The 24,245-nt window shown below is 69.4% G+C and carries 24 protein-coding genes; 12 read left to right on the forward strand and 12 right to left on the reverse strand.

Annotation, left to right across the window (positions count from 1 at the left end; translation table 11 throughout):
- The first annotated feature begins 26 nt into the window (after window positions 1-26).
- Genes SALPAC6_RS0117180 through SALPAC6_RS0117190 form a run of 3 tightly spaced genes read left to right on the forward strand, consistent with a single transcriptional unit; the run spans window position 27 to window position 2,378 of the window.
- Complete coding sequence (locus SALPAC6_RS0117180) at window positions 27-1,034, forward strand: LacI family DNA-binding transcriptional regulator (protein ID WP_018254610.1); 1,008 nt, start codon at window positions 27-29, stop codon at window positions 1,032-1,034.
- Window positions 1,035-1,089: 55 nt separating this feature from the next.
- Entirely contained in the window at window positions 1,090-1,488 is a 399-nt protein-coding gene (locus SALPAC6_RS0117185) for a RidA family protein (protein WP_018254611.1), read from the forward strand.
- A complete protein-coding gene (locus SALPAC6_RS0117190) occupies window positions 1,485-2,378 on the forward strand; it encodes a GNAT family N-acetyltransferase (RefSeq protein ID WP_018254612.1) in 894 nt (297 codons plus the stop codon). The genes SALPAC6_RS0117185 and SALPAC6_RS0117190 overlap by 4 nt, the downstream gene beginning before the upstream one ends.
- An 11-nt stretch (window positions 2,379-2,389) precedes the next feature.
- Here SALPAC6_RS0117190 and SALPAC6_RS0117195 read toward each other — a convergent pair whose 3' ends face one another.
- Window positions 2,390-3,205: an EI24 domain-containing protein gene (locus SALPAC6_RS0117195; protein ID WP_018254613.1), complete on the reverse strand. Its 816-nt coding sequence runs from the start codon at window positions 3,203-3,205 to the stop codon at window positions 2,390-2,392.
- A gap of 267 nt (window positions 3,206-3,472) precedes the next feature.
- Here SALPAC6_RS0117195 and SALPAC6_RS0117200 point away from each other — a divergent pair, with 267 nt between their 5' ends.
- The 3 genes from SALPAC6_RS0117200 (at window position 3,473) to SALPAC6_RS0117210 (ending at window position 8,181) form a co-directional block, all read left to right on the forward strand.
- A complete protein-coding gene (locus tag SALPAC6_RS0117200; protein ID WP_018254614.1) occupies window positions 3,473-4,876 on the forward strand; it encodes an autotransporter outer membrane beta-barrel domain-containing protein in 1,404 nt (467 codons plus the stop codon).
- Between the two features lie 238 nt (window positions 4,877-5,114).
- On the forward strand, window positions 5,115-6,464 hold the full coding sequence (locus tag SALPAC6_RS0117205; RefSeq protein WP_026189776.1) for an autotransporter outer membrane beta-barrel domain-containing protein: 1,350 nt from the start codon (window positions 5,115-5,117) through the stop codon (window positions 6,462-6,464).
- Window positions 6,465-6,765: 301 nt separating this feature from the next.
- Entirely contained in the window at window positions 6,766-8,181 is a 1,416-nt protein-coding gene (locus SALPAC6_RS0117210) for an autotransporter outer membrane beta-barrel domain-containing protein (RefSeq protein ID WP_018254616.1), read from the forward strand.
- Between the two features lie 73 nt (window positions 8,182-8,254).
- Here the strand turns inward: SALPAC6_RS0117210 and SALPAC6_RS30365 are convergent, their stop codons facing one another.
- Window positions 8,255-8,806, reverse strand: coding sequence for a hypothetical protein (locus SALPAC6_RS30365; protein WP_223874230.1), 552 nt, complete (start codon window positions 8,804-8,806; stop codon window positions 8,255-8,257).
- Window positions 8,807-8,884: 78 nt separating this feature from the next.
- On the opposite strand from SALPAC6_RS30365, the gene SALPAC6_RS0117220 reads away from it, so the two are divergent.
- The 5 genes from SALPAC6_RS0117220 to SALPAC6_RS0117240 are packed head-to-tail and all read left to right on the forward strand — an operon-like array spanning window position 8,885 to window position 16,039.
- Complete coding sequence (locus tag SALPAC6_RS0117220; protein WP_020493596.1) at window positions 8,885-9,352, forward strand: hypothetical protein; 468 nt, start codon at window positions 8,885-8,887, stop codon at window positions 9,350-9,352.
- Entirely contained in the window at window positions 9,352-10,761 is a 1,410-nt protein-coding gene (locus tag SALPAC6_RS0117225; protein ID WP_018254618.1) for a hypothetical protein, read from the forward strand. Before SALPAC6_RS0117220 ends, SALPAC6_RS0117225 begins: the two co-directional genes overlap by 1 nt.
- Entirely contained in the window at window positions 10,758-12,098 is a 1,341-nt protein-coding gene (locus tag SALPAC6_RS0117230) for a VWA domain-containing protein (protein ID WP_018254619.1), read from the forward strand. The genes SALPAC6_RS0117225 and SALPAC6_RS0117230 overlap by 4 nt, the downstream gene beginning before the upstream one ends.
- A gap of 15 nt (window positions 12,099-12,113) precedes the next feature.
- Complete coding sequence (locus SALPAC6_RS0117235; protein ID WP_018254620.1) at window positions 12,114-13,226, forward strand: ATP-binding protein; 1,113 nt, start codon at window positions 12,114-12,116, stop codon at window positions 13,224-13,226.
- Complete coding sequence (locus tag SALPAC6_RS0117240) at window positions 13,223-16,039, forward strand: DUF5682 family protein (protein ID WP_018254621.1); 2,817 nt, start codon at window positions 13,223-13,225, stop codon at window positions 16,037-16,039. Before SALPAC6_RS0117235 ends, SALPAC6_RS0117240 begins: the two co-directional genes overlap by 4 nt.
- Window positions 16,040-16,268: 229 nt before the next feature.
- On the opposite strand, the gene SALPAC6_RS0117245 is transcribed toward SALPAC6_RS0117240, so the two are convergent.
- The 8 genes from SALPAC6_RS0117245 to SALPAC6_RS0117285 form a co-directional block, all read right to left on the reverse strand.
- Complete coding sequence (locus SALPAC6_RS0117245; RefSeq protein WP_018254622.1) at window positions 16,269-17,156, reverse strand: alpha/beta fold hydrolase; 888 nt, start codon at window positions 17,154-17,156, stop codon at window positions 16,269-16,271.
- Window positions 17,153-17,470 (reverse strand): DUF2516 family protein, encoded by a 318-nt coding sequence (locus tag SALPAC6_RS0117250; RefSeq protein ID WP_018254623.1) that lies wholly within the window; start codon window positions 17,468-17,470, stop codon window positions 17,153-17,155. The genes SALPAC6_RS0117245 and SALPAC6_RS0117250 overlap by 4 nt, the downstream gene beginning before the upstream one ends.
- A gap of 90 nt (window positions 17,471-17,560) precedes the next feature.
- Entirely contained in the window at window positions 17,561-18,136 is a 576-nt protein-coding gene (locus SALPAC6_RS0117255) for a hypothetical protein (RefSeq protein WP_018254624.1), read from the reverse strand.
- A gap of 106 nt (window positions 18,137-18,242) precedes the next feature.
- The gene (locus tag SALPAC6_RS0117265; protein WP_018254625.1) at window positions 18,243-18,899 is read right to left on the reverse strand and encodes a helix-turn-helix domain-containing protein; all 657 of its coding nucleotides are present in this window, start codon (window positions 18,897-18,899) and stop codon (window positions 18,243-18,245) included.
- A 97-nt stretch (window positions 18,900-18,996) separates the two neighbouring features.
- Window positions 18,997-19,956 carry an asparaginase gene (locus SALPAC6_RS0117270; protein WP_018254626.1) on the reverse strand — a complete coding sequence of 320 codons (960 nt, stop codon included), beginning with the start codon at window positions 19,954-19,956 and terminating at the stop codon, window positions 18,997-18,999.
- Between the two features lie 93 nt (window positions 19,957-20,049).
- A complete protein-coding gene (locus SALPAC6_RS0117275) occupies window positions 20,050-20,892 on the reverse strand; it encodes a BKACE family enzyme (RefSeq protein WP_018254627.1) in 843 nt (280 codons plus the stop codon).
- A gap of 109 nt (window positions 20,893-21,001) precedes the next feature.
- Window positions 21,002-22,111 (reverse strand): CAF17-like 4Fe-4S cluster assembly/insertion protein YgfZ, encoded by a 1,110-nt coding sequence (gene ygfZ, locus SALPAC6_RS0117280; protein ID WP_018254628.1) that lies wholly within the window; start codon window positions 22,109-22,111, stop codon window positions 21,002-21,004.
- Complete coding sequence (locus tag SALPAC6_RS0117285; RefSeq protein WP_018254629.1) at window positions 22,108-22,536, reverse strand: Fur family transcriptional regulator; 429 nt, start codon at window positions 22,534-22,536, stop codon at window positions 22,108-22,110. Before SALPAC6_RS0117285 ends, ygfZ begins: the two co-directional genes overlap by 4 nt.
- A 133-nt stretch (window positions 22,537-22,669) precedes the next feature.
- Between SALPAC6_RS0117285 and SALPAC6_RS26235 the strand changes: the two genes are divergently transcribed.
- Entirely contained in the window at window positions 22,670-23,581 is a 912-nt protein-coding gene (locus SALPAC6_RS26235) for an aminotransferase class IV (RefSeq protein WP_050563457.1), read from the forward strand.
- Here SALPAC6_RS26235 and SALPAC6_RS0117295 read toward each other — a convergent pair.
- Complete coding sequence (locus SALPAC6_RS0117295) at window positions 23,538-24,131, reverse strand: nitrobindin family protein (protein WP_018254631.1); 594 nt, start codon at window positions 24,129-24,131, stop codon at window positions 23,538-23,540. The two genes, SALPAC6_RS26235 and SALPAC6_RS0117295, sit on opposite strands and share 44 nt — an antisense overlap.
- Entirely contained in the window at window positions 24,131-24,232 is a 102-nt protein-coding gene (gene mtfM / locus SALPAC6_RS31035; RefSeq protein WP_018218112.1) for a small membrane protein MtfM, read from the reverse strand. Before mtfM ends, SALPAC6_RS0117295 begins: the two co-directional genes overlap by 1 nt.
- Window positions 24,233-24,245 lie beyond the last annotated feature (13 nt).

Below are 24,245 nucleotides of genomic sequence, written 5' to 3' on the forward strand. Positions count from 1 at the left end.
CAGGAGCGGGCTCCGGGGAGAGGGCGATGACGACGGCGCAACGGCCGACGCTCGAGGCGGTGGCGCGCCGTGCCGGTGTCTCCCGAGCCACCGTCTCCCGGGTGGTGAACGGCTCCACCACAGTGGCCGAGCCGATCCGCAAGGCCGTCCGTCGAGCCATCACCGAGCTGGGGTACGTACCGAATCTGGCCGCGCGCAGCCTGGTCACCCAGCGGACGGACTCGGTCGCGCTGGTCATGCCGGAGGCGGCCACCCGGGTCTTCTCCGACGACCAGTACTTCCCCGGCATCATCCGCGGAGCCGCCCAGGAGTTGGAGGAGGCCGACAAACAGTTGGTGCTGATGCTGGCCGGTTCGCCGGCCGGGCACGAACGGGTGGAGCGGTACACCACCAGCCGGCACGTTGACGGGGTCCTGTTCGCCTCGCTACACGGGGCCGACCCACTCCCCGGCCGGCTGGCCCGGCTGGGCATTCCGGTGGTGTGCAGCGGCCGGCCGCTCGGCGGCACCCTGGTCCCCTACGTCGACGTTGACCACATCGGCGGGGTGAACCGGGCCGTCCAACACCTGATCGACAGCGGCCGGCAGCGCATCGCCACCATCGCCGGCCCCCAGGACATGGTGGGCGGGATCGAGCGGCTGACCGGCTACCAGGCCGCGATGACCCCGGCCGGGCTGCCGGAGTGGGTGGCGTACGGCGACTTCACCCGCGAGTCGGGGGTGGCCGCAACCCGGCGGCTCCTCGCCGAGCACCCCGACCTGGACGCGATCTTCGCCGCCTCCGACCTGATGGCACACGCCGCCCTGCGGACGCTACGCGCGACGGGGCGACGGGTGCCCGACGATGTCGCGGTGATCGGTTTCGACGACATCGAGAGCGCCGCATACACCGACCCGCCCCTGAGCACCGTCCGCCAGCCGATTCAGGAGATCGGCCGGCGAATGACCCGCCAGCTACTGCGCCTCGCGGCCGGTGAGCCGATCGAACCGGCGGTGGTGCTCCCCACCGAGTTGATCCTCCGCGACTCTGGTTGAGCAAACCAACGAAAACCAGATCGAACAACCGTCGGGACTGCACTAGCGTCACTTCATGCCCCAACTCCGCCACGTCCCCGCCCTCGCCGAGGCCGAGTACGCGTACGTCAGCACTGTCGAGCCGGCAACGCGCCTCGTCTTCACCGCCGGGGCGTGCCCGCTCGACGCGGACGGCCGGACGGTCGCCCCCGGTGACCACGCCGCCCAGGCCCGGCAGGTGATGGCCAATCTGGAGACCGCCCTCACCGCAGCGGGTGCCCGCCTCACCGATGTCGTCAAAACCACGGTGTACGTGGCTTCGGCGCACCAAGCTGACCTGGTGACCGCCTGGCAGGTCGTCCGGGACGCCTTCGGCGACCACGACCCGACCAGCACCCTGCTCGGGGTGGCCGCGCTCGGCTACTCCGAGCAGCTCGTCGAGGTCGAGGCGGTCGCCGCCGTGAGCGTCGCGTGAGGATCCGCGCCGCACAGCCCGCCGACGCGCCCGCCGTGGTGGCGCTCCGCACCCGAGTTCTTCCGCATCTGGTTCGCGGGGTGGCGACGACGCGCCAGATGATCTCCAAACCACCCCCGGGGCGGCAGCACTGGACTGCCTTCGTCGCCGAGGTGGACGACGAGATCGTCGGTTGGGTCTCGGCCTTCCGCAACGCCAGTTCCTCCCGAAGCGTCGGCGAGATCTCGCTCCTGCACGTCCACCCCGACCATCGGGGGCACGGCATCGGCAGCGGGCTGCTGACCGCCGCCCTCGACCACCTCGCCCCACTCCGGCTTCCCCTGCTGCGCGGGCGAGTGCTACCGGAGTCGTTGCCGTACGCGCGGCGGCGCGGCTTCCTACCCAGCCGCGAGGAACGCTTCTCCGCGCTCGAGCTGACGGCCCTGCCACCCCTGGCCGTTCCCCCGGGCGCCCGACTGGTGCCACTGTCCGAGGTTGACCCCCACCACGTGTACGAGGTGGAGCGCGACGCCAGCGCCGACGAGCCGGGGGACGTAGCCTCCGACACCCGCACCTACGAGCACTGGCGGGCCGAGACGTGGGACAACGTCGGTCTGGACCGGGAGGCCAGCACCGGCGTCGAGGTCGACGGCGTCTTGGCGGCAATCAGCCTGGTCCAGCGGGACGGTTCGCGGATGTGGTCGGACTACACCGCTTCCCGGCCGACGCACCGGGGGCGAGGGCTCGCGACGGCGGCGAAGCTGGCTGCCCTACGCCGGGCGGCGGCCAGTGGGGTGACGGTCGCATACACCGGCAATGACGAGGCGAACAAGCCGATGCTCGCGATCAACGAACGGCTCGGTTACCGGCCGGTCGCTGCCCAGTGGAGTTGCCTCCGGGAGATGAGTTGAGCGGCAGTGCGTCACGCGCCGTCCTGAGCGGTCGGCCCCACGGTGGTGGGCTGGCCCAGTACCCGGCGGGCCAGTAGGGCGGCGCCCGCGACGGCAGCCGGCATGAGCAGCACGGCGCCGAGTGGGATCAGGAAGCTGACGAAGACCGCCACCCCGAAGCCGAGCGCGGTCGGCCGGTCGGCCCGGAGGGCGGCCCGCCGGTCGGACAACCGCAGCCCACGCCGGTAGAAGGGGGCGCCGACCAGCTCCACCGCGAGGAGCCAGCCGCCGATGGTCGCACCGAGTGCCGGCACCACGGTCTGACCGACCACCGGAATGAAACCGGCCACAAAGAGGGGTACGCCGAACAGCACCGCCAACCCCACCAGCCGCAGTGAGTCGACGATGCTGTGCCGCAGCGACGACCAGAACGGCACGTCCACCGCGTTGGGCGTACCGCCGAGGCCATCCTCGACCCGTTCGGAGATCTTCTCGTAGAACGGGTCCCCGATGACCAGCGTGACGGCGGTGAACGCGACCACCGTGAGCAGGCCACCCAGCCCAAGCAGCGCCAGGCCGGCGGCTACCCGCGTCAGACCTCGCCCGGCGCCGGACCAGTCGTCGGCGAATGGCGTGATCAGCGCGGCCAGATCGTCCACGAAGTAGACGAGCGCACCGAACGCGGTGATGAAGAACACTCCGGAGATCAGTGCTGGTAGGACGCCGAGCAACATCAGGCCGGGGTTGCGGAGGTAGAGGGCGATGCCACGCAGGAAGAGGCCGACACCGGCGAAGAATCGGCCGGCCGCTCCGGCCAGGGGCGCGGCGAAAGCGGGGGATGCGTTCATGTTCGCCGAGCCTAGTCACGCCGAGTTCCACCCCGGGACAGCCAGTTAGCTCCGCCGGTCTACCCAGGTCCGGTAGCTCGCGGACGCCGCACACGCCCTTCCCCAGCCAACGTAAGTCGCTTTCACCCAGTTTTATGGATTTTTCGGGTTCATGTTCCCTTAGTGCCTATGTGCGCCTAACGTCCGAATTGGCCCTGCTACCGCCGGCCTGGTAGCCGAGAAGCGCCATGCCCGGTCCACCCCGAGGCTGGCAGCTCCTCGCCGCGCATGGGGAAGGAGATCGACACCGCGATGACGTACCACCACCACACCAGATCTCCTGGCGTAAGCCAGGCAGCGGCGCGACGACGGCGGCGCTGGGCCGTCGGGCTGGCCGGCATGACCGGGCTCGCCCTCACCACCGCCGGCCTCACTCCCGCCCCCGCAAACGCCAACGTTGACGCCAACGCCGTCGAACGACCCCACACCACCACCGGCAACCACCTCGAAAAGGCCGACCAATCCCCCACCAACAACCACCGGGGCAACAGCAAGGACAGCAAGGGGAAGGAGGCAGAGAAGCCGAAGGGCACCCCGGTCCCCTGCGACGCCGACGCGCTCATCGCCGCGATCACCCTCGCCAACGCCCGCGGCGGCGCCACCCTCGACCTCGCCAGCAAGTGCACCTACCTCCTCACCGCCGACATCGACGGCGCCGGCCTGCCCGCCATCACCACCCCGATCACCCTCAACGGCGGCACACACACCACCATCGAACGCGCCGCCGCCGCCGACGAGTTCCGCATCCTCACCGTCAACACCGGCGGCGACCTCACCCTCAACAAACTCACCATCACCGGCGGCCAGACCGGAATGTTCGACGACGGTGGCGGGATCCTCGTCAATTCCGGCGGCGCCCTCACCACCAACCACAGCACCATCACCCGCAACATCACCGACAGCGACGGCGGCGGCATCGCCGGCGACGGCACCATCCATGTGAAACACTCCACCATCAGCCACAACATCGCCGGAAACGCCGGCGCCGGCATCAACAGCACCGGCCTCCTCGACATCAATAAGTCCGACGTGGAGTACAACACCGCTGCCGCCGACGGGGGTGGACTTGTCAACTTTGGAACCGTTCGGATCGCACACAGTACCATTACCGCCAACCACGCCCAGGGCGGAAATGTCGGAGGCCTTCTAGTTAACGGTATCGGCACCGTCACGGACACCCACATCTCACATAACTCAGGGCTGGAGATTGGTGGCATAGCCACGGGCACTGCCGCACAGCTCACACTCCGAGCCGTCACCATTGTCGAAAATACCGCCAGAACCGGCCGGGCCGGCGGCCTGGGAACCGGACCGACCTCCCCTGTGGTCATCGAAGGGAGCACCATCGCGAACAACACTGCCAGCACGGCCGGCGGCGGCATCTTCAACTTCGGGGATCTGGTGGTACGAGACACCAAAATCACGGGCAACCAGGCCGATATCGGTGCCGGGATCTACAACGACGAGACGACCACCCTTTTCAACACCAAGGTGGTCAAGAACGTCGCCATCACCGACGGCGGAGGCATCACCAACGTCGCCGGCACGGTCGAGCTCAACACCGCGACCGGCACCGTCGTGATCAAAAACCGACCCAACAACTGCGTCGACGTCCCCGGCTGCGCCGGTTAACAGCCTCCGACAAACTGCACGAAGGGTTCCGCCCCTCCTCCGCTTACCAGGCGAAGGAGGGGCGGAAGCCTGCATGCTCATCCCGTTTGGTGGGTCTATTTCCTTAAACCATCAAGTGGGCTTAAAAAGCAAATAGTATGAGGATGGCCGCTACCGCCGCTCGGTAGCCGAGGAAAGCCGCCCGACCCGGCCTGGGTCTACGCTCCGCTCCGCCACTGGGAAGGACCTCAACACCGCGATGAATTACCAGCACCGCAAGCACGAACCCGGCCCCGCCTACCGGAGCCGGACCAGATCACGACGGCGGTGGTGGGTAGCCGGATTGGCCGGCATGACCCTCACCACCACCATTGGCGCCGCACCCGCTGTCAGCGCAGTCGAGCACCCCTTTCCTCTCACCGCCGACGACCGGAACAGAAAGCGCGACCAGCCCTCCGCCGACAATCACCAGGGCGACAGCCAGGACAACGGGAAGGGGGCGAAAAAGCCGAAGGGCACCCCCGTGCCCTGCGACACCGACGCCCTGATCGCCGCGATCACCCTGGCCAACGCCCGCGGCGGCGCCACCCTCAACCTGGCCACAGACTGCACCTACCTGCTCACCGCCGACATCGACGGCGCCGGACTGCCCGCCATCGTCACCCCCATCACCCTCAACGGCGGCACACACACCACCATCGAACGTGCCGCCGCCGCCGACGAATTCAGAATCCTCACCGTCAACACCGGCGGCGACCTCACCCTCAACAAACTCACCATCACCGGCGGAAACACCACCGATGCTGGCGGCGCAATCCTCGTCAACGCCGGCGGCACCCTCACCACCAACCACAGCACCATCACCCGCAACATCACCGACAGTAACGGGGGTGCAATCAGCTCCGACGGCAGCACCTCCGTGAACCACTCCACCATCAGCCACAACACGGCCGGCAATGTCGGCGGAGGCATCACCAACTTCGGCCTCCTCGACGTTAAGAAATCTCAGGTGAACGACAACACGGCCGCAACGGGCGGCGGAGTCATGAGCTTTGGAACAGTGCGGATCGCGCACAGCACCATCGCCGCCAACAGCGCACCGACCGGAACTATCGGCGGCGTATTCATAAGCGGCACCGGCACTGTCACAGAAAGCCACATTACAAAAAACACAGCCACCGAGGCCGCCGGGGTGGTAATAGACTTCAACACGCAACTCACGCTCAGATCCGTCGCTCTGGTCGGAAATACCGCCACCTCGGGCCGCGCTGGAGGCTTGGCGACCAGCGAGAACTCCGCCGTTGTCATCGAAGGCAGCGTCATCGCGAACAACACCGCCGCCACCGATGGCGGCGGCATTTACAACCCTACAGAGCTAGTGTCCCGAAACACCAAGATCACTGGAAACCAGGCTGATCGAGGCGCTGGCATTTTCAATCTTGACGCAGCCACCCTCGTTGGCACGAAGGTGGTCAAGAACGTCGCCATCACCGACGGCGGAGGCATCTTCAACGACGGCGGCACGGTCGAGCTCAACACCGCAACCGGCACCCTCGTGATCAAAAACCGACCCAACAACTGCGTCGACGTCCCCGACTGCGCGGATTAGCAACCGCCCATGCCCGCAAACCGAACGAAGAGATCCGCCCTGGACGATTGCGCCTTCATCCAGGGACCGGACTGACCAACGAGGCAACCCCGAGCCTTTTGCCCTACCCGGCGAGCCGCCGCCCGCCTCCGACATGCCCAGATCCACCTCACCCACCTATCTGGTTCGAGGTATTTTCTTCAGATTCATGCTTGTCCGAGATGGTGGCTAGTTAACGTCCGAATTGGCCTGCTACCGCCGGCCTGGTAGCCGAGAAGCGCCATGCCCGGTCCACCCCGAGGCTGGCAGCTCCTCGCCGCGCATGGGGAAGGAGATCGACACCGCGATGACGTACCACCACCACACCAGATCTCCTGGCGTAAGCCAGGCAGCGGCGCGACGACGGCGGCGCTGGGCCGTCGGGCTGGCCGGCATGACCGGGCTCGCCCTCACCACCGCCGGCCTCACTCCCGCCCCCGCAAACGCCAACGTTGACGCCAACGCCAGCAGCGACACCAACGCCAACGCCGTCGAACAGCCCCACACCACCACCGACGACGGCCTCAAGAAACCCGACCAACCCCCCACCGGCAACCACCGGGGCGACAGCAAGGGGAAGGGGAAGGAGGCAGAGAAGCCGAAGGGCACCCCGGTCCCCTGCGACACCGACGCCCTGATCGCCGCGATCACCCTCGCCAACGCCCGCGGCGGCGCCACCCTCAACCTGGCCAAGGGCTGCACCTACCTGCTCACCGCCGACATCGACGGCGCCGGCCTCCCCGCCATCACCACCCCGATCACCCTCAACGGCCACACACACACCACCATCGAACGCGCCGCCGCCACCGACCAGTTCCGCATCCTCACCGTCAACACCGGCGGCGACCTCACCCTCAACAAACTGAGACTCACCGGCGGCCAGACCACCGGCGACGGCGGCGCAATCCTCGTCAACCCCGGCGGCGCCCTCACCACCAACCACAGCACCATCACCCGCAACATCGCCGACAGCACGGGCGGCGGCATCGCCAACAACGGCACCACCCGAATCAAAGACTCCACCATCAGCCACAACACCTCCAGCAACATTGGTGGCGGCATCAACAGCACCGGCCTCCTCGACATCAAAAAGTCCGAAGTGAAGGCCAACACCGCATTCGCAGGTGCTGGAATTGTTGGCTTCGACACCGTCCGGATCGAGCACAGCACCATTACCGCCAACCACACCCAGAGCGGAAACGTCGGAGGCCTCTTTGTCGCCACGACCGGCATCATCACGGGCAGCCGTATTTCACACAACACGGCCATGGAAGCTGGTGGCCTACTCACCGGCTTCGGAGCACAACTCACGCTCCGCTCCGTCACCCTCGACGGCAACACTGCCAGCGCAGGCCGGGGCGGCGGACTAGCGATAAACCCGTCTTCATCCGTCGTGACCGAGGGCGGCGTCATCACGAACAACACCGCCACCACCGAAGGCGGTGGCATTTACAGCCTTGGTGATCTTGTTTCGCGAAACACCGCAATAACGAACAACCAGGCCGATCAAGGCGGCGGGGTTTTCAATCTCGACTCAGCCCGCCTCATCGGCACGAAGGTCGTCAAGAACATCGCCATCACCGACGGCGGAGGCATCTTCAACAACGGCGGCACGGTCGAGCTCAACACCGCGACCGGCACCGTCGTGATCAAAAACCGACCCAACAACTGCGTCGACGTCCCCGACTGCGCCGATTAGCACCCCAGGGCCCAGCACAGTCGTGAAGGTGTCTGAGGTGAGAGGCCTAGAGTGGGAGCGCCGTTGTTGGATATCACGGGCGACCCTGCCGGAGCCCTGGGTGCCACACTGAAGCCGTCCCCCTTTCGCAGCGCTTGGACGGTGACGGCGACGCCGGTGGCTGCGGGTGCGACGGACGGCCCATGGTGTTCCGGTGTGGGGAGTGCCATCGGACGCCTCCGACGCTACGCGCGAGCGCGGCCACCACCGCTGCTACGGCCGACGGGTGGGTCCGCCGGAACAACCGCACCAGCGCCATCACGACCCCAACCAAGGTGGCCTCCCAGCCACCCGGCTCGTCCACGACCCAGGCGACCACTAACAGCGCCACCAACCCGGAGACGGCGACGTCGAAGGCGACGCTGCGCAGCGGGTGGCCGAAGATCACGCGGTCCACGATCACCCGGCGTACGGGGTGTCCGACAGTCGTCCGCCCGGCTGTCTCACCAGACTCACCCGTCGGTATTCCAGGGCGAAGCGACGGCCTCATCATGGCGCCCTCAACGTCAATCTGTCGTACCCGCAGTCCAGGATTCACGTTGTGACGTACGGCGGCGCCGGCCGGCTCCGGCGTCGAACTGGTCATGGGAAATTTCGGTGCGCGGCGGGCGGGGAGGTCGAAAGGGTGGCGGATGTGGACGATGCTGGGTGGGCACGGCGAAGTGTGGTGCGGGTGGTAGCTCCCGCCCGCCCTCGCAAGCTGGTCAAGGTACCGTTCGTGGAACTGGCCGACGGGCGGTTGCAGGGCGTGGTGTCCAGCGGGTCGGATATCGGGCGGGTGTACGTGTCGTCGATCACGGCCAGCACCCACGCCTACCACTGCAGCACCAACAACAACCGGCCGTGCGGCGGCCTCCGCGGCGCTCCGTGCAAGCATCTGGAGACTCTGGCCGATGAGGCGGTGCTGCAATACGGGCTCGATCGGGTGGCCCGCTACCTGCGAGTCGAACCCGATGCCGAGGTGAACACCGGCGGGGAGCTGCTGTACGGCCTGGACACGCGACACGAACCAAGCTCGGCAGCGGTGGTATTCAGCCGGTTTCTGCGTCACCTGTCCTACCTGGAGGTGCCGGGCAGCACCACGCCGCTGCCCGAGCTGCACTGGTTCCCGTCGACCAGGGCGACTCGCTGATGCGCGGAACGCAGATCTCCGCCCTCACCGATGGCGATTCGGCCGGGCTGACCGACGCTCTCAACCTGGTGACAGGTGTTGATGCCGCCCTGACCCGAGGCCTGGCCCGGGTCGGCGAGGAGGACGCCACGGCGTTGGCCGGCCTGGCCGGCGCGCTGTCGACCACCCCGTTGGCGAACCTGGTGGCCGAGGCGGTCGACAAGATCGCTGCTGGTTCGGGAACCCCGGAGTATGTCGCTGCGCTCGCTGGAGCGCGCTCGGCGGTGCTCGGAGCGGTGCACGATGCCCTGCTCACGCAGGTCGACGTCGCCCTGGGTCGCAGCCGCGCGCTGTGGACGCCGGTTCCGGCCGCCGTACCCGGCGAGGTGTCGCCGGCCCTGGCCGGGGCGCGCGCGTGGTTGTCCGAGGTGGCGGTGACCGGGTGGCACGGCGTCGACCACGAGTTGGTGGCCGAGGCCGGGTCGGTGGTGGAGGCGGCGTTGGCCGTACCGGAACTGCGGCGGCTCGCGGTGCTGCTCGACGGTTTCGCCGCCGAGCTGCGCGCCTGCGTGCCGGTCGCCAGGATGGTGCAGGTGCCGCAGCGCCGCTGGGCCGACCTGTGGTCCCGTGGGGTGCTGCTCGCCCAGGACACCGCCACCGGCGATGCCGCGCTCGACGTCGCCGAACGGGTGTCGGGACGGCTGCTGCCGCTGGCGGTGGACGTGCACGAACACGACACCGCGGTACAGATCCAGGTGCACGCGATCTTCGAGCCGGCCGATGGCGGGTCGCCCCGGCTGGTCCGTACCGCGGTGGGCGCCGCGAAGGTGGACAGCATCGGTGGTCCGGCGCTGTGGCGACTGCTGCCGGCGCACCCCGTCCTGCTGGCGGCGCTGGCGCAGCGGTGCGGTGTGCTGGTGGCCGACGTACCGATACGGGGTGCGGACATGCACTGGCAGGACGACCGGGCGCGGCTCGACGAGCCGGTCGATCCGTTCGCCGCGGCACGGGTCCTGCTGCCGGATGCCCTGGCGGCGGCACCGCATCCGTTGGACCGGCACCCGGCTGGGATCGCCGAGCCTGTCCTGGTCGAGGAGTACGCCGTCAGTGACCAGGAGGGTGGGCTCACGGTGGAACTGGACGGCCACCGCCTCGCCGTGGCGGTCGACCGACTTCCCTCCTGTGGTCCGCTCACCCCGGAGCTGGTCGCCGCCTCGTCGGCATGCCTCGGGCTGCTCCGGTGGGATGCCGGCCGGTGGCTGCTGCAGCCGGTGGCGGTGCAGGCCACCGTCAAACGCAAGATCATCACTGTGCACACCGGCGACTGGGCGTGCGGGGTCACCGACGCAAAGGCCGCGAAGGCCGACGCGAAAGCGGGCGACGCCGTGACGGTGCTGCGGGAACGGGCGGGACGGTTGCTGCGCCGATGAGCCTCCACCATCACGATCGTGCCGACGAGAATCGGCGGCAGGTGCTCTACTGGCGGCTACTGGCCCGGCTCTTCGACCCGACCGAGCAGCCCACGCTGGAAGCGGCGAGCCTGGCCGTGGTCGAGGACCTGGAGCTCCCGGCCGCGCTGTTGGACCCGGGTGTCTCGGTGGACACTGTGATCCAGCGCCATCCGGCACTCGCCGCGGAGCTGCGCGGCCTGCTCACCGCTGCCGAACACGCGCCGGAGACCGACGCCGCCACACCGGAACCCGGCCCGGCCGAGGTGCGGCGGGCTGCGCTGGTGTCGAAGGTGTTGCTCAACGTGTTCGCCGCCGGCACCGGGCCGGTCAGCGCTGGCCGGCTGGCCGGGTGGCAGTCCGACGCCGGCTGGTTCGAGCAGGCGCTCGGCGCCGAGCCGGGCGAGCTGCGCCGGCAGGGCGGTACGGGGCTGGGAGGCACACTCGCCGCGCTGGAGGGCGACCTGGTACGCCGGATGCACCTGCGCGAGGTGCTCGCCGACCCGGTGCTGGCCAGCCAGCTTACGCCGAGCATGTCGCTGATCGAGCAGCTGTTGCGGGACAAGGCGAACCTGTCCGGGGTAGCTCTGGCCAACGCCAAGGCGCTGATCCGCCGGTTTGTCGACGAGGTTGCCGAGGTGCTGCGCACGCAGGTGCAACAGACCAGCGTCGGCACGATCGACCGGTCGGTACCGCCGAAGCGGGTGTTCCGTAACCTCGACCTCGATCGCACCATCTGGCAGAACCTGACCAACTGGAGTCCCGAAGACCAACGGCTCTACGTCGATCGCCTCTACTACCGGCACACCGCCCGCCGTACGACGCCGGCTCGGCTGATCGTGGTGGTGGACCAGTCCGGTTCGATGGTCGACTCGATGGTCAACTGCACGATTCTGGCGTCAATCTTCGCCGGGCTACCCAAGGTGGATGTGCATCTGATCGCGTACGACACGCAGGCGCTGGACCTGACCCCGTGGGTGCGCGACCCGTTCGAGGTGTTGCTGCGCACCAAACTGGGCGGCGGCAACGACGGTCCGGTCGCCATGGCGATGGCCCGTCCCAAGATCGCCGAACCGCGGAACACCGTCCTGGTGTGGATTTCGGATTTTTACGAGTTCGACCGTTCGCAGCCGCTGTTCGACGGCATCGAGGCCGTACACCGTTCCGGCGTGCGATTCATCCCCGTCGGCTCAGTCAACAGCTCCGGCCAGCAGAGCGTCAATCCCTGGTTCCGGCAACGCTTCAAGGACCTGGGCACCCCCGTGATCTCGGGTCACATCCGCAAACTCGTCTCCGAGCTCAAGAACTTTCTTACCTAGGAGTCCAACCCCCTCATGTCTGAGATGCTGCGTGCCCCTGTCGAGGTCAAGTACGCCGACGAACTCGACTACCTGGCGTCGGTCGACACCGATCCGAAGCCGTTTTCCTGGCGGCTCAGCCCACGCATGGTCCGGCTGTTCGTCCTCGGCTCCGAACGCGCCGACGGCCTGGACCGGGTGATCCCACAGAAGTGGTTCGGCGACCGCAGCTTCGTCGAGCGCAGCATCGTCACCTTGGCCTCTGACCGAGGTCTGCTGCTCATCGGTGATCCCGGCACCGGCAAGAGCTGGCTGGCCGAGCTGCTGGCCGCCGCGATCTGCCGCAACTCCACGCTGGTGGTGCAGGGCACCGCCGGCACCACCGAGGACCACATCAAGTACTCATGGAACGTGTCCATGGTCATCGGCCGGGGGCAGTCCCGGGAGTCGATGATCCCGTCACCGATCATGACCGCGATGGAACAGGGCACTATCGGCCGCTTCGAGGAGCTGACCCGCTCCACCAGCGACGTACAGGACGCACTCATCTCCATCCTGTCGGAGAAGTACGTATCGATTCCGGAGCTGGACCACGACAACATCGTCTTTGCCAAGCCGGGTTTTTCGATCATCGCCACCGCGAACAGCCGGGACCGCGGGGTCAACGATCTGTCCTCGGCACTGAAGCGACGGTTCAATTTCGTCCGGATCCCGGTGGTGACCAACAAACGCAGCGAGGCGGAGATCGTCCGATTCCGCACCGAGGAGCTGCTGCGCCGGCACCGCATCGAGGTGGAGGTGCCGCCCACCCTGCTGGACATCCTGCTGCAGAGCTTTGCCGACCTGCGGGCGGCTGCCGCAGGGGCGACCAGCGATGACGAGAAGCTCGAGTCGGCGCTGTCGACGGCGGAGCAGATCGGCGTGCTGGAGGACGCCATCCTGCACAGCCAGTTCTTCGGTGATCGGGCGTTGCGGGCCGAAACCCTGGCCGGGTCGCTGATGGGGTCGTTGGCCCGGCGAAGCCCGGAGGACCTGGCGATCCTCAACAAGTACCTGCACGGGGTGGTGGAGCCTCGGGCCAAGCAGGACGGTGACGGCTGGAAGGGCTTTCTCGACGGCGGCCGGCACGCGATCGCCGCTCTATCGTGACCGCGCCCGTCGCAGGCGGCCCCTTCACTGGTCTGCGCCACCAGCTCACCGCCGCCGCCGCTGCCTTCGCCGATTCCCCGGACACCCTCGCCAGCATCCTCACGGGTATGGTCGACGACGTTGACCGGGCTCTCGCCGTGCCGCTGGAGATCTTCCCGGTGTGCCACCACTCGCCGGCCTCGGCGTTGGCCGTGGTGCGCCGACTACGCGAGAAGCAGCCCCAGGTGATCTATCTGGAACTCTGCGAGGATCTACGACCACTGCTAGATGAACTACGCAACTGCCGGCTTCCGGTGGCGGTACAGGCCTTCGCCTCCGAACTGGACGGCCACCCGAGTGAGTGGGGCCCGCTCAGCGTCGTCGCACCGATCACCGAGGCCTCTGCCGAATACCAGGCCATCGTGTACGCCCTCGAGACGCCCGGGGTCGAACTGGTGCTGGTAGACCGTTCCACCGACCACGTCTTCCAGTGGCTGCCCCGCACTCCGGAGCCGCAGTCAGACCCTGCCTTCCAGGCGGGCGAGGAGGGGGGCCGGCCCGGTGACGACGCTGCCCTGCACGGCGACGCGGTGGGGGTGGAGATCGGTGACCTGCGCCCCGGCTTCGCGGAGTTGGAGGCCTACCTGCTGCACCACGGCAAGGTGCGGCACTGGTCGGAGTGGTGGGACCAGTACGTCGAGCAGCCCCTCGCCGACGCCGACCACGACACCTATCGGCAGGTGATGGTCCTCATCGGCAGCCTGTTCCGCCGGCTACGTCCGGCTCGCTCCGAGCGAGCCTACCGCGACGAAGACCGTGAGCGATACATGTGGACGCGGATGCGCGAACACCTCGCCGCCTCCGGCGTTGACCCCGGCCGCTGCCTCTACGTCTGCGGCGCCTTCCATGCCGCCAGTCAGGTCGAGCAGTTCGGCCTCACCCCCGACGCCCCCACCTACGAAATCAGCCCGCGTACCGGCACCCGCTGGCAGTACGGGCTCATCCCGTCCAGCCATTCCGCCATCGAAGCGCAGTTCGGCCTGGCCCCCGGTTCGGTCTCCATCGCCGCGGCGACCTGGACGAAGGTGTTGACACGCTCGGGTCTCACCCCGTATCGGCTGGGCGGGCAGCGCGGCACCCGCGGCCGTGGCGGGCGAAACGGGCGGGGCGCCGCCGCACCTGCCACCGGCCCGACCGACCGGCTCTCCGGTTTCCTCGCCGCACCACCCGAGCTCAACGGACTCGACGAGGCGGAGCTCCGCGGCTGGTGTGTCGACATCATCCGGCTCGCCCGACGCAACGGCTACCTTGCCAGCACCGCCGACGCGATCGCCGTCTACGAGACCGCCATCCTCCTCGCCGGTCTACGCAACCAGACCCGCCCCACCCCGTACGACTTCGCCGACGCCGCGGTCACCTGTATCGAGAAGGACGTCGTCCCCGGCCGGCGGGACGTCCGCCGGCTCTGCGAGATCCTGCTCGGCGGCGACCGAGTCGGCCAGGTCGGCTACGCGGCCCTTCCACCGCTGGCCCGCGATGTCCACGAACGTCTCCGCCCACTCGGCTTGGACCTGAAGAAGCGTACCGTCCAGCGGGCTCTGCTCGATCTGCACGCAGACCCCAGGCTGGCACCCTGCTCCGATCTGCTCTGGATGCTGCGGTACCTGCTCCCGCACGACGCGGTTCGTCCGATTATGGGAGAGCGGCGGCTGGGTCACCGTTCCATCCAGGAGAGTTGGGATGTCGCTCTCGGCCGCAACCAGCGCGCCCTGATCGAGCTGGGCTACGAGGGCGTCACCGTGGAGCAGGTACTGGAGCAGCGGCTACGTCGTGCGGTACGTGGGCCAGAGGCGACTACTGCCGGAGCTCTGGCGGCCATCGAGGATGCCATCCGACTGCTTGACAGTCCTCGTCTGGTCGACGAACTCGGCGCTCGGGCTGTGGAGCTACTCGCCGCCGAGCGCACTGTCGATGACGCCCCGGACGTGCTGCGCCGGATCCGCCGGCTACTGACGCACCACCGCGCCACCGCGACAGCCCTGCCGGGCTGGTGCGAGGCGTTCGTGGCCGCCGGATACACGCACTACTGCACTCTGCTGCCGAGCGCGTTCGTCGACGAGCAGGCCGGGGTCCGGCAGGTCGGCGCCATGCTCGGCTTCCTGTTCAGCATGGAGAGCCTGGCGTTGTCCCTCGGCTGTGACCGGACGCAGCTCGAACTCGCCGTTGCACAGGCGCACCCGGAGGCACCCGCCAAGGTGGCCCTGCACTGGGCGGCCCAACACCAACTGGGCCTGCTGCCCCTCGCCGAGTTGCGCGGCCGCTGCACCGAGCTGCTGGCCAGCCCACTGGTGGTGCCGATCTTCCCGCAGTATCTCTCCGGCTTCGTACAGGCCCTCGACCCGGTACCCGGGCTGGCGTCGTTCGTGGTCGAGCTGATGTCGAGCGCTTTCGCTCAGCTACCCGACCCGATCCTGCTGCCCTGGCTGCCCACCCTCATCACCACACTGCGCGAGCACGGCCCGGAGCTGGTGCCACTGCTGATCCGCGAGGCGGCACGCACCTTCCCCGGCACCCTGCCCGCGCTGGACACCTGGGTGCCGCCCTGGGCCACCGCCACCCCACAGCCGGCCCCTGCGGTCGTGGCGGCGGGGCCGGCAGTCGGCCTGCTGACCGACTATCCCGACTCCCTGGACGCGATCGCCGCGCTGCTCGGCTGCTCCGACCCGTGGCGGCAGCACGGCCAACTCGCTCATACCGAGGCAATGGCGCTTCTCACCCAGCATCCGGACACCGCAGCAGCCGTGGTAGACCTCCTGCCACAGAAGGCACGGTGAGCGACATCGACCTCGACCAGGCGTCGAGGTCACCCTCGGATACCTGACTTCGACACTCGCGCCCCGGTTACAGCAACGAGTGCGCCGACGGTGCAGCTTATGATCGAGTTCGTTGGCGATGGTGTTGAACTCAACGAGCCCTTTCGAGCGGTTCAGCGAGCAGTTCTCTCACTTCATTGCCAAGAGGAGCGAATCGTTCACACGTCGCATTGACGGGCCAGGTGGAGGGCTACTCGTTGAGGAAGGTAGAGATGCGCTCCCGCAGGTCGGCACGCTTGGCCCAGAGGACACCAGGCCGGTCGTACACGTGCAGGGTGGCCTGGGGCAACGCGGCGGCGAGCCGCTCGGCGACCTCGACTGGATGCAGCTCGTCGCCCACACACCCGATCACCAGGGCCGGCACCGCGACCTTGGCGAGCTCCGTGGCGTCGCGGACCGGCACCGATTCGGGCAGGCCGACCAACCCCGAGGCGAGACCGTCCCGCATGAGCTGATCGAGGCGCTGCCGTAAGTACGCCCAGCCGGCCGGCGTGTTCCGGACGGCCGGTGGAAGCTCCAGCTGGACCACCTCCGCGAGCTGACCGACATCACCACGGTCGAGCGCGTCGAGCAGCGCTGTCAGCCGGCGGCGGGCGGCATTGCCTCGCGGCTGGTCCACCACCGCCGGCAGATAGAAGACCAGCCGGTCGAACCGCGTCGGGCTGTCGGCGAGTAGCCGGCAGAGCGCACCCGCGCCCAGGCTCGCGCCGAACGCCCGGGTAGCGCGGCCCCGGTCAGCGACCGACCGCAGGTCGCGTGCGAGATCGTGGTAGGTCCACGGCCCGGGCGGGGCGGCGGAGCGACCATGCCCACGGAACTGGAAGAAGAGCCGACGGCCGGTAACACCACTGCCGAAGGGACGGGTGGTGGCGATGCCGCTGCCCAGACCGTGCGCGAAGACGGTGACCGGATCGCCGGCGCCGGTGACCAACTGCTCCAGGTGGACGCCGTGCGGGGTGGCGACCAGCTCGGTCTCCGGCTCCGGCAGTGCGGGCCGACCGGTGCGGGGAGCACTCGGCCCGGGACCCCAGGTGCGGGGGCCACCATCCGGTGGGGGTGGCCACCGGAAGCCTCTCACCAGGAGGTCCCCCGGCCACCCCGGAGGTCCCGCAGACCCGTGCGGACGTCGAGCAGATAGATCAACCCAGCGGCGATGCCGACCAGGCCAAAGAGGCTGATCGGGCCGAAGCCAAGCAGGGTGAGCACCAGACAGACGGCGAGGATCGCCGCCCAGGCACCCTTCGGCAGGGTGCCGACCGCGGCGAACGCGTCGGACCGCTGGGTGATGACGTGGACCAGGGCGACTCCCTGCACGATGAGTGCGAAGACGAGCAGGATCAGCTCTATCACGTCGCGGACGGCAAAGGCGAAGATCGGCGCGGCGATGGCCATGCCGGCAAGCTTATGCCGAAGACCCCGGAGACGTACGCCAGGCTGCTTCCGGGGTCTTCGGCGCCATTGGGCAATCGCCCGTCGGCACGGTCAGTCGCGGGCCGGCGGGGTCCGCTTCGTCGCGCGCGGTGACTTCGTTGACGAGGTGGCCGGCTTGCCGGCGGCCTTGGTGGCACGCTTCGTGACGGCGGGCGGCTTGACCTCGGCGGCCTCGGCAACCTGCGCCGGGGTGGGCGGGGCCTGCTCGGTCCTCTCGATGTCGGTGTTCACCGTGTCGGCGGCTTCGAGCACTCCAGCGCCGACGACCCGCTCCCCGTGGCCGACGAGCGCACCGTAGGTGGTGACTGCCCGCTCCTGCGCGGCCTGGGCGCTGGCGACCACGACGGCTGCGTTGCGGGTGGCGGTCTCCCGAAGCCGGCTGAGGTCCAGGTCGCTGGCGGCCCGCCGACGCAGGTTCTCGGCGGTGACGGTCGCCGTACGCCACGTCTCGGTGGCCTTCTGGCGCAGCTCGGCCCCGTCTACCGCGCTGAGGTCGGCAGCGACCCGGTTACGCAGCTCGGTCACGGCCGCGGGAAGCTTTCGCAGCTGCTGGTAGGCCAGATCACCGACACCGGCGGCGGCATAGATGGGAGCGGGGATCCGACTGGTTTTGGGCTGACTAGTCATCATTTCTCCTCTTCGACCGCGTCGGCGACCTCGGGGTCGCCCTTCGGGCGGACTGCTGCACTGGCGTCGGGACGGAAAACGGAGGCGGGGTCGATGACGGTGCGACTCACGCACCGCCGGTCGGCGTACCCCCGGTCGTCGTTGGGCCGGTCACCGCGATGTTGGCCAGGTCGGCGGAGGCCCCGGACGGCTGAGCTGGGCTCGGCTCCGGTTCGGTGGTGCGCGGACCGGCGACCGATTCGGTGGTGACCGTGCCGGGCGCGGACTCGGTGATGGCGGACGGGGCGGCGACCGGCTCGGTGGTGACCGTGCCGGTCGCGGACTCGGTGATGGTGGACGGGGCGGCGACCGGCTCGGTGGTGACCGTGCCGGTCGCGGACTCGGCTGACGCCGCGTCGGCGGCGGCGGTCGCCTCCGCGAGCCGCGCGTTCTCTCGACGGAACGTCTCGTAGATCTGGGTGAGCGACTGCTTCTGCGCCATGGTCAGGTCGGGGTCTGCGGCTATCGCGGCGAGGACGCCCTGCCCCTCGCGGTCGTCCAGCAGCCCGGCCCGCAGGTACATCGCCGGAGTGGAGACCCGCAGCGCGCTGGCGAGCTGCTGAAGCACCTCCGCGCTGGGCTTGCGCAACCCGCGCTCGATCTGACTCAGGTACGGGTTGCTGACTCCCGCCTGCTCGGACAGCTGCCGGAGGGAGATCTTCGCACTCCGGCGCAGGTCACGAATGAACCCGCCGATGTTGGGAAGGTCTTTACCACTGGCCATAACTCCACACTAGCTCGCGGTGCTAACTCCTGCAAGCAAAATGCTTGCCAGAGTTAGCACCGGGTCCAACCCGCACCGCACTAATTCCGCCAGGTAGCTACCAGAGTGACCGGACGGCGCCTACCGGCTGCCCCCCGCCGAGGAGCGGGACCTCGGCGAACTCCGCCAACGCTGGTGCGGTCATCCCAAGCCGACGCAGCGCGGAGACCAGCACCGGCATCCGGGCCCGGCCGGCGCCATCGTCGATCTTCACCGCAATCGCCCCGACGCCGGGGACCGCCGCGGCGATGACCCCCTCCACCCCGATCTTCGCGAGTAGCCCCGGCACAGCCCGCATCACCCGGCTGTCGTCGGCCCGCGTGCCGCCGACGATCTCCGGATGGGCCCGCATCGCGTCCGCCACCGCCCGCTCCGGCGAGCCCGGCTCCGCCTGCACCAGCCGCAGGTACGCCAGCGCGAGGCCAGACAGCGACACGGCCAGCACCGGTGCGCCGCAGCCGTCGATTCCGACCGCCGCCGCCGGCTCGTCGGTGAACTCCTCAACCGCTGCTCGCAGCCGCTCCTGCAACGGGTGCTCGCTGCGCCAGTACCCCTCCCCGGGCCAGCCCGCGGCCTGACAGGTCAGCCGCATTCCAGCGTGTTTTCCGGAACAGTTCATCTGAATCCGGGTCGGGCCGCCGCCGGCACGCAACACCGCCGCCCGCGCCTCCTCGTCCGCCGGCAGGTCCGGCGGGCAGTGCAACGCGGACTCGTCGAGCCCGGCCCGCGTCAACAACCCACCGACCCGGGCCCGGTGAAAGTCCTCCCCCCTGTGGCTCGCCGAGACCAGGGCGAGGTCAGCCGGGTCGGCGAGCCGCAGCCCCGCACGGATCATTCCGACCGTCTGCAACGGCTTGTTCGACGATCGGGGGAAGATCGGCGACGTCACATCCCCCGCCCTCGCCACCGCCGCGCCAGTCGCGTCGAGCGCCACCACCGAACCGCGATGCACGCCCTCCACGAAACCCGACCGGACCACCTCAGCGAGCGGAACGCCGCCCTCGTACGTCTTTCCCACGGCGTGGACGTTACCGCCCTTCGGGAACGTCCAGCCGAGGGGCGACCAGGGAACTGGGAACGCAATGTCAGGGGGCGCCCCTCAACACACCACTTACCGGTGAAGGGCGGGCACGCCGAGCAGTTCCCGGGCCTGGGCGGTGGCGAGCGGAGGACGCTGGGCGAGCTGGGCGAAGCCGACCGCGCGGGCCACGAGCTGCATGTTGGACTCGACCGGCTGCCCCTTGGCATAGGTCACCGTGTCCTCCATGCCCACCCGGAGGTGTCCGCCCGCCGAGAGCGAGGCCAGCAGGACCGGGAGCGTGCTCCGACCGACGCCGGTGGCCGAGAACGTGGTGCCCGCGGGTAGGTCCCTCAGCATCTGCTCGGCGGCGACCAGGGCCGCTGGGGTGCCGGGCATTCCGCCGGGGACACCCATGACGAAGTCGACGTGCACATGCCCGCCGGCCGGCAGGCCGTACCTGCCGAGCAGGCGTTGCAGTGCGGTGAGGTGCCCCAGGTCAAAAATCTCGTACTCCGGGACAATGCCCCGCTCCTGCATCCGGGTGTGCAGCTCGACGATGAACTCCCATCGGTTGAGAAACACGTCGGTGCCGAAGTTGACCGTGCCCATCGTGCAGGAGGCCATGTCGGGGGCGGCATCGAGCACGGCGAGCCGGTCGGCCTCCGGGTCGGTCACCGCGCCACCCGAGGAGAGCTGCACGACCAGGTCGGTGCGTTCGCGAAGCGCCGCGACGGTCTCGCGCAGCCGCCCCTGGTCGAGGGTTGGCTGCGCCGCACCGTCCCGGACGTGGACGTGGACCACGGAGGCGCCCAGGGCCTCGCACTCCTTCGCGGTCAGCAGCAGCTCATCGAGGGTGACCGGCAGCGCCGGCACCTCGGCCTTGGCCGACTCCGCCCCGGTCGGGGCAACCGTGATCAACGTCCCTGTCGTCATGCCCGGATCCTAGTCGCCCGACCGGCGACCGATCGATCGAAAGTCTTCCGGTATCCCGGCCGCCACACCGGAACCCTTCCGCCGCAACGGCGTCCGCAGGGGCCCTTCCCTAGCTGTCGATCATCGCGGCGGTCTCCCCGACCACCAGCCGGGCGTCGTCGGGCACGTTGCGCTTGACCACCGCCAGGGCGACCTGGCCCAGCTCGTGGTGGTGCACCGCGGTGCCGACGAAGCCGACCGTCCGCCCGTCCCGAGTCACCGGAGTGCCGGCCGACGGTGGCTGGTCCGTGGTCACCCCGTCCAGGTGCAGGAGGACAAGCCGACGCGGCGGTCGACCCATGTTGTGCACCCGGGCCACCGTCTCCTGCCCCCGGTAGCAGCCCTTCTCCAGGTGTACGGCCGGCCCGACCAGACCCACCTCCGCCGGAATGCTCCGGTGGTCGGTATCCAGCCCGACCCGAGGCCGGCGGGCGGCCACCCGCACCGCCTCATACGCCCAGAGCCCGGCGACCGGCACGTCCGCGTCGCGCAGCTCGGCTACCACCCGGCCCATCGCCTCCCGAGCCACCAGCAGGTCGATGCCGAGGGGGCCACGGCGGGCCCAACCCCCGATCGGTAGCGCGCGGACGTCGTAGCGCACCGTCGACCGGGGCGGCACCGAGCCGGCCCGGAACTTCGGGCCGGGCACCTCGAGCAGGTCCGGCTCTGCCAGGCCGGAGACGCCGAGCGTCGCCACGGTGTCCACCGCCGCCGGCCCGACCAGCGAGAGCAGGGCGTACTCCGGCGTCACGTCGCGCGGCTCCACCTTGCTGAAGAAGCGCATCCGCTCCAGATACCCGAGCAGCCCGCCGGTGTCGCCCGGCTCGGTGTCCAGCCAGGTCGTACCGCCCTCCTCGGCCACCATCGCGTGCTGCTCGACGTGCCCGTGCGGGGAGAGCACCAGCAACTCGGTGCCCTGCCCGGCAGGCAGGTCCGCCAGGTGTTGGGTGGTGAGCGTGTGCAGCCAGCCGAGGCGATCCTCGCCCGGTACCGCGATCACCCCCCGGTGCGAACGGTCGACCAGGCCGACCCCCGTCTCCAGGGTGCGCTGCTCGCGCAGCGGATCCCCGTAGTGCGCCGCCACCGACCGGACCCCCGCCGCGGCGTGCGCCGGCTCCGGTTGATCCCGGCTGTCCTCGTCGATGCTCTCGACGGAGACCGCCCCGGCAATGTCGATCATTCCTGCGCCCCGTTCTCACAGCGATCACAGCGGCCGAAGAGGGAGACATGGCCGACGTCCACCCGGAACCCCCGCTGCTCGGCGAGTTGGTCGGCCAACGGGCGCAGCAGCGCGGGATCGATCTCGTCGATCGCGCCGCACTCCCGGCAGACCAGATGCACGTGCTGGTCCTCGCCAGCCGCGTGGAAGGTCGGCGAGCCGTGCGAGAGATGGGTGTGCGTCACCAGGCCGAGCCGTTCCAGCAGCTCCAGCGTGCGGTAGATGGTAGTGATGTTGACCCCTGCGGCCACCTCCCGGACGGCCGTGTGGACCTGCTCCGGTGTGGCGTGCCCCAGGTCCAACACCGCCTGGAGGACGAGCTGCCGCTGCGCCGTCAGGCGCAGCCCACGAGCCCGGAGCAGTTCCGCGAGGGAGGATTCGGACACCGTCCAATCATAGTTCGCTCGGGCCGAACACCATTCGCCCGTACTACCGGCCCCGTTCTGCCTGCGCCGGTGTGGGTGGTGCCGGGCCGGACCCCACCCGGCGCAACCCGCCCGGGCCCTATGCTCGGCGGCCATGACGACGGCGAGGATCGCGGTGCTCGGGCGGGGCCGGGTGCCGGTCACAGAGCCGGTGCTGCGCGGTGACGACCTGGGCGTCCTGCACGGCGACGGGCTCTTCGAAACGATGCACCTGCGGGCGGGCCGGCCCTGGCTGCGGGAGGCACACCTGGAACGGATGACCAGGGCGGCGCCGCTGATGGGCCTAGCCCTGCCACCGACCGACGCCCTGGTCGCGCTGCTCGACGAGATCTGCGTCGACTGGCCCACCGAGGTCGAGGGGGCGCTGCGGCTGGTCTGCACCCGAGGCGTGGCCAGCGGCGCAGCCCCGACCGCGTACGCCACGCTGGCCCCGGTGCCGCCGTCGGCTCGGGCGGCCCGCCGCGACGGGATCACCGTGGCGACGTTGCCGCTGGGCGTGCCGGCCCGCGGCCGTGCCGGCCTGGACTGGTTACCCACCGGCAGCAAGACCACGTCGTACGCGGTGCACAACGCCGCCCGCCGGTGGGCGTCCCGCAACGGCGTCAGCGACGCGCTCTGGACCTCCACCGACGGGTACGTCCTGGAGGGGCCGACCGCCAACGTCCTCTGGCTCACCGACGGAGCGCTGCGCACGGTGCCCGCCGCGGCCGGCATCCTGCCCGGCACCACCGCCGCCTGGCTGCTGGCCCACGCCGAACAGGTGGGCCTGGGCGCACACGAGCAGCTGGCGACCCCAGCCGAGCTGCACGCCGCGGACGCGGTCTGGTTCAGCTCGTCGGTCCGGGGCCTGGTCGAGGTCCGCGTCCTCGACGGCATCGGCCGACCCCGGTCGGCCTACACCCGGCGGCTGCAGGACCTACTCGGTTTCCCCGTCCCGCCCGACGACGACCGACGCACTGTTCTCAGCCGCCCACCCGAATCAGCCGGGCGGACAGGTGCGGGGTGAGGCCGTGGCCGACGGCGGCCATCTCCTGCGCGTAGAGCAGGGCGCCCTCCACGATGCCGAAGAGGCGGTGACCGGCGGTCACCTCCTTCGCGGTGGGAGTGCGCACCACCGCGTCGGTGGCGAACTCGAGCTGGGTGCCGGTGCGCTTGCCGAGGTGCAGCTCCATCACGCCCGTGGGCGTGCTCATCAGCGCTTCCCACTCGTTGGTCGCCCGGTCGTCAGCGTCGAGCACCGGCCGCCACCAGCCCATCTCCCGCCCGGCCGGGCGGACCGGGCGGCTCTGCTCGTCCAGCAGCCACGCACGCGACTCATAGCAGAGGAACGGCCGGCCGTCGTGGCTGATCCGGATCTCCTGCGCGTAGTCGAAGTCCTCAATGGTGGGGTAGCCGCCCCGGCCCCGACCCCGCCACACCCCGATGTACGGCAGTAGGCCGTCCAGAGTGGGGTGCAGTTTCGGGCCGGTCCGTAGGTCGTGGCTCTCCTCGTAGGGGTACGGGTCCACCGGAGGCGCGTTCAGCCACGGCGGCTGAAGCGGATTCTCGTCACTCACTAATGCCCTCTCGATATGCGTACGGCAAGGTAGACCAACCCGCCGGCGAGCCCGCCCAGCGCGGCGACCAGCAAACTTACGAACCCTATCTCGGTGACCATCGGCGACTATCCT

Origin of the sequence: Salinispora mooreana, from assembly GCF_000379065.1 — a bacterium.
Classification (GTDB): Bacteria; Actinomycetota; Actinomycetes; order Mycobacteriales; family Micromonosporaceae; genus Micromonospora; species Micromonospora mooreana.

Bases quoted from the DNA above. Each gene is read 5' to 3' on its own strand.
- SALPAC6_RS0117210 (WP_018254616.1), top strand. From the start codon at position 6,766: ATGGGGAAGGAGATCGACACCGCGATGACGTACCACCACCACACCAGA.
- SALPAC6_RS0117180 (WP_018254610.1), top strand. From the start codon at position 27: ATGACGACGGCGCAACGGCCGACGCTCGAGGCGGTGGCGCGCCGTGCC.
- SALPAC6_RS0117195 (WP_018254613.1), bottom strand. From the start codon at position 3,205: ATGAACGCATCCCCCGCTTTCGCCGCGCCCCTGGCCGGAGCGGCCGGC.
- SALPAC6_RS0117250 (WP_018254623.1), bottom strand. From the start codon at position 17,470: ATGGCCATCGCCGCGCCGATCTTCGCCTTTGCCGTCCGCGACGTGATA.
- SALPAC6_RS0117275 (WP_018254627.1), bottom strand. From the start codon at position 20,892: ATGACGACAGGGACGTTGATCACGGTTGCCCCGACCGGGGCGGAGTCG.
- SALPAC6_RS0117200 (WP_018254614.1), top strand. From the start codon at position 3,473: ATGGGGAAGGAGATCGACACCGCGATGACGTACCACCACCACACCAGA.
- SALPAC6_RS30365 (WP_223874230.1), bottom strand. From the start codon at position 8,806: ATGACCAGTTCGACGCCGGAGCCGGCCGGCGCCGCCGTACGTCACAAC.
- ygfZ (WP_018254628.1), bottom strand. From the start codon at position 22,111: ATGATCGACATTGCCGGGGCGGTCTCCGTCGAGAGCATCGACGAGGAC.
- mtfM (WP_018218112.1), bottom strand. From the start codon at position 24,232: ATGGTCACCGAGATAGGGTTCGTAAGTTTGCTGGTCGCCGCGCTGGGC.
- SALPAC6_RS0117230 (WP_018254619.1), top strand. From the start codon at position 10,758: ATGAGCCTCCACCATCACGATCGTGCCGACGAGAATCGGCGGCAGGTG.
- SALPAC6_RS0117185 (WP_018254611.1), top strand. From the start codon at position 1,090: ATGCCCCAACTCCGCCACGTCCCCGCCCTCGCCGAGGCCGAGTACGCG.
- SALPAC6_RS0117205 (WP_026189776.1), top strand. From the start codon at position 5,115: ATGAATTACCAGCACCGCAAGCACGAACCCGGCCCCGCCTACCGGAGC.
- SALPAC6_RS26235 (WP_050563457.1), top strand. From the start codon at position 22,670: ATGACGACGGCGAGGATCGCGGTGCTCGGGCGGGGCCGGGTGCCGGTC.
- SALPAC6_RS0117235 (WP_018254620.1), top strand. From the start codon at position 12,114: ATGTCTGAGATGCTGCGTGCCCCTGTCGAGGTCAAGTACGCCGACGAA.
- SALPAC6_RS0117225 (WP_018254618.1), top strand. From the start codon at position 9,352: ATGCGCGGAACGCAGATCTCCGCCCTCACCGATGGCGATTCGGCCGGG.
- SALPAC6_RS0117265 (WP_018254625.1), bottom strand. From the start codon at position 18,899: ATGGCCAGTGGTAAAGACCTTCCCAACATCGGCGGGTTCATTCGTGAC.
- SALPAC6_RS0117255 (WP_018254624.1), bottom strand. From the start codon at position 18,136: ATGACTAGTCAGCCCAAAACCAGTCGGATCCCCGCTCCCATCTATGCC.